Origin of the sequence: Aeromonas sp. QDB25, assembly GCF_027707725.1 — a bacterium.
Classification (GTDB): domain Bacteria; phylum Pseudomonadota; class Gammaproteobacteria; order Enterobacterales; family Aeromonadaceae; genus Aeromonas; species Aeromonas caviae.
In genome coordinates this window covers 1-6105 of the sequence record NZ_JAPCIZ010000130.1, presented here as the reverse complement: position 1 = coordinate 6105, position 6105 = coordinate 1, and the positions used below count along the sequence as shown (strand labels likewise).

Below are 6105 nucleotides of genomic sequence, written 5' to 3'. Positions count from 1 at the left end.
TCATGGTGTTCCGCTTTGTTTCTTTGGCGAGAAGAAGCGTACCAGAACCGGCAGTTGGCCTCTTCTCTCCTATGCACCATGGGTGTTGCAGTTATTATCTGAATTCGCGCTTCCCTTTATATTGGAAGTCTGCGTTGGTATAGAGATATTTCTTAATGCTTGAAGACGAGTGAAGATAATTCAATAGTTCAAATCTCCCTCCCTTGTTAAAAAACTCTTGCATCCAAAGAAAGGCTTCCAAGTTTATTTTATCACCATCGCAGTTTATTATATTTTCACCGGAAACGAGTCTAAAATAATCGTCGCTTGAGTTTACACAGAAAGTCTCCATCAATCTGTCAAAAGTGCTTTTTTCATTTGTACTTCTAAATTTACCCCTGTTTAAACATTCTTCAATGCCACTGTAGAATTGCTCTTTATTAAATACTATAGCGCCATTAATATGAATGTCTGAGAGTATTTCTTGAACTAAAGTGTTTTGCTCCTCATTCCAGTGGGGTTGCTTACGCTGAAGTTTTAGAAAAGCATTATCTATATTATTTTTTTGTTCCTCTATATAGTCTTTATACTTTAATAATAACTCTCCGCGAGACTGTACTAATTTATGATACTCTTGAGTTCTCTGATTTATTTCTTCTGGTTTTGAGGATGCATGGTCAATTGATTTTTGATATTCAGTCACTTTTGTAAGTAGTGAGGAAATGTCTTGATTAATACCTTGCAATTTAAATTGTTCAGCAATTAAATTATTTGCAAGTGATAGCTCTTCTATTTTGGTTTTAGATGTTTCAATGTTTTGATTTATAGGGTTCTGAAGTGCATCTTCATTTAATAATGGAGACTTTATTACCGAGCAAGTGTGAGAGTTAAGGAGCTGTATTCTTTGATTTATTTCTGATATGTATCTATTAAAAAGAGCAATGGAGTTTCTTGCTTCATTGATAAAGTTATTGTGTTCATTGATATTCTTTGAATTTTGTTGGTATCTCTCTATAAGTAATTTGTTTTGTGGGTTTGTAAGTGTGCTAATTAATTGAGTGTTATTATCGATAATACTTTGTTGGTATGTCGGATTGTTTATTCTCTGGTTTTGAGAATCAACATCTTCCCAGTATTCAACGAACGCTCTATATCTACTTAAGTTATTCGAAATTTCAGAGTTAGTTACGGGGTCAAACTCAGTACCATAAATTCTTAGCATTCTCTTTATTTCGTCACTAAGATCATCTGGTTTTTGACTAAAATGCTGGACATCTCCCTGAGAAACATGAAGATAAGAGTATGTGTTTCTGGAGAGTCGAACCTTAATACTGTTCCATCACCTTGATCTAATTCAACACATAAGTTTTCACTGCTTACCATCCGAGCATTGGAGTGCTCAGATAAGTGGTTGAAGCGAGAATGCATGGCATCTAAAAATAGACTTTTACCTGTACCTCTTCCACCAATTATTGTTACAAGATTTGGGTTTAATGGTATTTTTTGGCTATAAAAAGAGATTTCCTCACCAGAAAATATATTTCCACCCAACTCAACAGATTTAAACCAAGGTTTTAAATATTGTTTCTCAATGAAGTTATCAGTTTGTTGTACGCGAAGGTCTGGTTCAATAATAGCCTGCCTTAAACCTTCAAATGTAGGCTTTGCCTTAACCCAAGAATACATAGTTCCTATTGATGCTATTTTATGTGCATCAGATGCATAGAATACAGGTTTTTGCTTAGCGCCCTCGTATCGTTCTTTATTTAGAAAGAAGCTTCTATCTTGAGGTCTACCTAAAATAATCTGACATCTTTTCTCAATTTCTATAGCAACAGCTAAAGACCTTCCTTCTTTTGTATCTGGCCTAAACCCACCATAACCATTTGGACAGGCTGCAATCAAAAAATCAATGCCAAACTTTAAATTGTGATTTAAATGCTCAATTAATAAATCAAACTTAACTGTTGCTTCTGATGTTTTAACCTTGGAGTCAGTGAAGGATTCTTGTGAACAGTATATTTTTTTACCGTCAGATGTAGTGTTTGAGATTGGAAGAGTTGATAAGATAGAGTTAATTTTTTGGCTTGTGATATTTTCTGATAATATGCAGTGGACGTTAATCCATTCACCATCTTTGTTCTGTTGGTCTATACGAAACTCAAGATTACCTAATACAGTATGCTCAACACCTTTCTCTTTAATTTTATCTCTGATAAGCTCTAGTTCATTTTCCTTAAAAAAGAAATAATTTGTAATGCCAGTCAGTTTTAGATTTGACGCTACGATGGTATCAATAAATTCATCTATAGATGTATTTCCAAACTCATTGGCTTGATGTGTAAATGGGGAGTGCACATGTAAGTCCCATTTATTCCATATTGAACCGATCATTTATTATCCTTACCTGTGTATGTTGGGGGGGGGTAATTTAATAACTATACCCATAGGTTCGATTAGAGAAGCGTAATCGGACGTTAGAGAAATAAGGTTTTATTACGGTGAAATATTCACTATTGGACCGTCTATATACAGCCGTTTCCCGATAGGGATATCTGCTGCTTGCAGTTGTATTCACCATGATTTTTTCACCTATGCAACCATATTGATGAAATCTGTTGCATAGGTGCGACAATCTGGTCTCGCCATGGGGTGGGTGAGGGGTTGGCTCTGAGAGAACAGCCCTCCCGACCCTGACCCCGCAAACACAAGGTCATGGTCAATTAACTGGCCTCGGTGCTGCGGGTTGGGTGTTGCCCCCCTGTTGTTCGCCGAGGTGAGGGCACAAGGTCAGGAGCGCCGTCATGGACGACGGCGCAGACGCAGGCGGTACAGGGATGTACCGTCTGCGTCGTTCCGCCAGACCTTTTGCCTGAACCGAGGGAACCCGACGCAGGAGGGCGAACAAGTGGGGGTGGCCTTTCTTTTGGTGACTTTTCTTTGGCCACGCAAAGAAAAGTCACTCGCCAAGCCGCGTAGCGGCGGCGAAACCCCATCGAGGACGGAGTCCTCGTGTCCTGCATGGCGAAGCCATGCCAATTAGACGGCGATATTTCGCCAAGCAATGACGTTACCGACCCCTCACCCTAGCCCTCTCCCCCAAGGGGAGAGGGGATCAAACCGAAGTCTCCGAGGTTGGCGGGCGAAACCCCGTCGAGGACGGAGTCCTCGCGTCCTGAATGGCGAAGCCATGCCATTCACACGTGGGACGGCATTCGCCAGGCAATGCCGTTACCCACCCCTCACCCTAGCCCTCTCTCGAAAGGGAGAGGGGATCAAACCGAAGTCTCCGAGGCTCGCGGGCGAAATCCCGTCGAGGACGGAGTCCTCGTGTCCTGCGCGGCGAAGCCGTGCCATTGAGGCGTGGGGCGGCATTCGCCAGGCAATGCCGTTACCGACCCCTCACCCTGACCCTCTCCCGCAAGGGGAGAGGGGATCAAACCGAAGTCTCCGAGGTTGGCGGGCGAAACCCCGTCGAGGACGGAGTCCTCGCGTCCTGAATGGCGAAGCCGTGCCATTGAGGCGTGGGGCGGCATTCGCCAGGCAATGCCGTTACCCACCCCTCACCCTAACCTTCTCCCGCAAGGGGGGAGGGGATCAAACCGAAGTCTCCGAGGCTGGCGCGCGAAACCCCGTCGAGGGCCGCGCCCTCGTGTCCTGCACGGCGAAGCCGTGCCATGGAGGCGTGGGGCGGCATTCGCCAGGCAATGACGTTACCGACCCCTCACCCTGACCCTCTCCCGCAAGGGGAGAGGGGATCAAACCGAAGTCGCCGAGGCTCGCGGGCGAAACCCCGTCGAGGACGGAGTCCTCGTGTCCTGCGCGGCGAAGCCGTGCCATTGAGGTGTGGGGCGGCATTCGCCAGGCAATGCCGTTACCTACCCCTCACCCTAGCCCTCTCCCCCAAGGGGAGAGGGGACAGAGCCGAAACCCCGTCGAGGACTCAGTCCTCGTGTCCTGCGCGGCGAAGCCGTGCTATTCAGGCGTGGAGCGATATTGCACCAAGCAATGACGTTACCCACCCCTCACCCTAACCCTCTCCCCCAAGGGGAGAGGGGATGGTGACCGTGGGTGAATACGCGGCAGGAATCGACGCGGCACCCAGGGGCGAGGGCAGGGTTGTGCCCCTGTGTTTCGCATGGCGACGCCGCTTGGGGTCCGGTTATGCCAAAATGTGAACAAATCGATCTTTCCCCCGGTCAATCGCGGTCTGCCGCTTGTCGGGCCCGCCCCGAGTTGGCTAAGGTAGTCGCCCATCAGATGCACGCAGTAGTGGAGGTAGGCATGGATAAAATTTTGCTGGCGCTCTCGGAGCAGATGATAAACGCGCGGGATCTGGAGAGCCTGACCCGCCCCTTGCTGGAGATGCTGGCGTCGGTGACCGGGCTGGAGTCGACCTATCTCACCGAGATTGACCTCGGGCAAAGCACCCAGCATGTCCGTTATGCCCGCAATGTGGCCGGGCTGCAGATCCCCGAGGGGATGACGGTGGAGTGGAGCGATACCCTGTGTCGCCGTGCCATCGACGAAGAGATTGGTTACACCGATGACGTCGCCGCTCTGTGGGGGGACTCCCAGGCGGCCAGCGAGCTCGGCATTCGCTCCTATCTGAGCAGCCCGGTGCGCACCTCGACCGGCTCCCTCTATGGCACCCTGTGCGGCGCCAGTACCGAACAAAAACCCGCGGTGGCGGGGGCGCAGCAGCTCATCGCCTTCTTCGCGCACCTGATTGCCGAACAGGTGGAGCGGGAGCAACTGCTGCGGCAATTGCAGCAGGCCAACGACGAGCTCTCGCGCCTGGCCCTCTCCGATCCCCTCACCGGGCTCCCCAACCGCCGCGCCCTGATGCTGGAGCTCACCCGCCTCTTCTCGTTGTCGGAGCGGGCGGGGCATCCGGTGCTCATCGCCTTTGTGGATCTCGATGGCTTCAAGGCCATCAACGACGAGTATGGCCACGAGGCGGGGGACAGGCTGCTCACCGCCATGGCGCGGCAACTGAGCGAGACCCTGCGTGGCGGCGATCTGCTGGCCCGCTTTGGGGGGGGACGAGTTCGTGGCCGTGGGCATGGGGCCTTTCCCGGACGCCGACACGCTGGACGGGGCGGTGGCGGCGTTTCGCCAGCGCCTGTTCGAGCACAGCGTGCTGTCACTGCCGGTGGGGGACAAGGTGATCCATTATCCCGGTGCCAGCGTGGGGGCGGTGGCCGTGATGCCGGCCGAGGTCAGCGTCGAGGAGGCGCTGAACCGGGCCGATGCGAGCATGTATGCGGTCAAGCGCCAGCGCCGGGCCGCAGGGGAGGGCGGGAACCCGCCTCCTTCCAGTCAGGTGTCTGCCCCGCGATAGCAGCGGGGCGGGTTGAGAGGGCACAGGGTGGCGCGTCCACCCGGGTGCCAGTCTGTTTTCCCTTTTATCAGTTCGGAGCCCATACCATGGTTCATCTTCTTGCCCGCCGTGTACGCGCCCTTGCCGGGCGGGCGGCCACCCTGGTGGCCGGACTCTGCGAGTTTCAGCAGCGCATCTGGGTGGTCAGCATCGTCAAGGAGTCCTACACAGATACCTTCGTGGTCAACGAAGGGGGCTTCGAGGAGCCCTTGCAATGGATGCGCCGCAAGGGCTACAGCGCCGAGATGCTGGCCAGGGTGGAAGCCATGGCCCGATCCCAGGTGCTCCAGCTCGAGTGCGCCGGGCAGCATCACCGTCTGATGCGGGTGAAATAGGGGCGAAGCCGCCCCCGGATGGCCTGCGCGGCACCGCCGCTCGGGCATCGACCACATATACTGCCGCCTTCTTCGTGTCAGACTGGGTAAATGGGTCGCCAGTCATGATTTTTCCGTGGTTCTCTCCGGTTTCAGGCCGCCGGAGTAGACGCAAATCGCGGAGTTGTAGCTGTTGAAGGTGACCGCGTAGTTGAAATCGCAGAAATAGGCCGGGTGCTTGGTGGCGACAATGTCCCCCGCCTTGCATTTGTCCTGCATCCCCTCCACCAGGGTGTCGTTGTTTGACCCGAGACAGGCCCTGTCTCTTGATCAGATCTTGATCCCCTGCGCCATCAGATCCTTGGCGGCAAGAAAGCCATCCAGTTTACTTTGCAGGGCTTCCCAACCTTCCCAGAGGGCGCCCCAGCT

The 6105-nt window shown here is 51.6% G+C and carries 4 protein-coding genes and 1 pseudogene; 2 read left to right on the top strand and 3 right to left on the bottom strand.

Going from position 1 to position 6105, the window contains the following annotated elements; translation table 11 throughout:
* Positions 1–94: 94 nt before the first annotated feature.
* Together PG883_RS22360 and PG883_RS22355 are read right to left on the bottom strand one after the other, a co-directional pair.
* Entirely contained in the window at positions 95–1201 is a 1107-nt protein-coding gene (locus tag PG883_RS22360) for a hypothetical protein (protein WP_270808244.1), read from the bottom strand.
* A 5-nt stretch (positions 1202–1206) separates the two neighbouring features.
* Entirely contained in the window at positions 1207–2373 is a 1167-nt protein-coding gene (locus PG883_RS22355; RefSeq protein ID WP_270808242.1) for a hypothetical protein, read from the bottom strand.
* A gap of 1890 nt (positions 2374–4263) precedes the next feature.
* Between PG883_RS22355 and PG883_RS22350 the strand changes: the two are divergent.
* A pseudogene (locus PG883_RS22350) lies at positions 4264–5323 on the top strand (GGDEF domain-containing protein).
* Positions 5324–5409: 86 nt separating this feature from the next.
* Positions 5410–5697: a hypothetical protein gene (locus PG883_RS22345; RefSeq protein WP_039041204.1), complete on the top strand. Its 288-nt coding sequence runs from the start codon at positions 5410–5412 to the stop codon at positions 5695–5697.
* Positions 5698–5799: 102 nt separating this feature from the next.
* On the opposite strand, the gene PG883_RS22340 is transcribed toward PG883_RS22345, so the two are convergent.
* The gene (locus PG883_RS22340) at positions 5800–5955 is read right to left on the bottom strand and encodes a hypothetical protein (protein ID WP_270808240.1); all 156 of its coding nucleotides are present in this window, start codon (positions 5953–5955) and stop codon (positions 5800–5802) included.
* Positions 5956–6105: the final 150 nt, after the last annotated feature.

What these genes read in the sequence shown, in the direction of transcription:
- PG883_RS22355 (WP_270808242.1), bottom strand. Translation starts at nt 2,373, where the DNA reads ATGATCGGTTCAATATGGAATAAATGGGACTTACATGTGCACTCCCCA.
- PG883_RS22360 (WP_270808244.1), bottom strand. Translation starts at nt 1,201, where the DNA reads ATGCTAAGAATTTATGGTACTGAGTTTGACCCCGTAACTAACTCTGAA.
- PG883_RS22345 (WP_039041204.1), top strand. Translation starts at nt 5,410, where the DNA reads ATGGTTCATCTTCTTGCCCGCCGTGTACGCGCCCTTGCCGGGCGGGCG.
- PG883_RS22340 (WP_270808240.1), bottom strand. Translation starts at nt 5,955, where the DNA reads ATGCAGGACAAATGCAAGGCGGGGGACATTGTCGCCACCAAGCACCCG.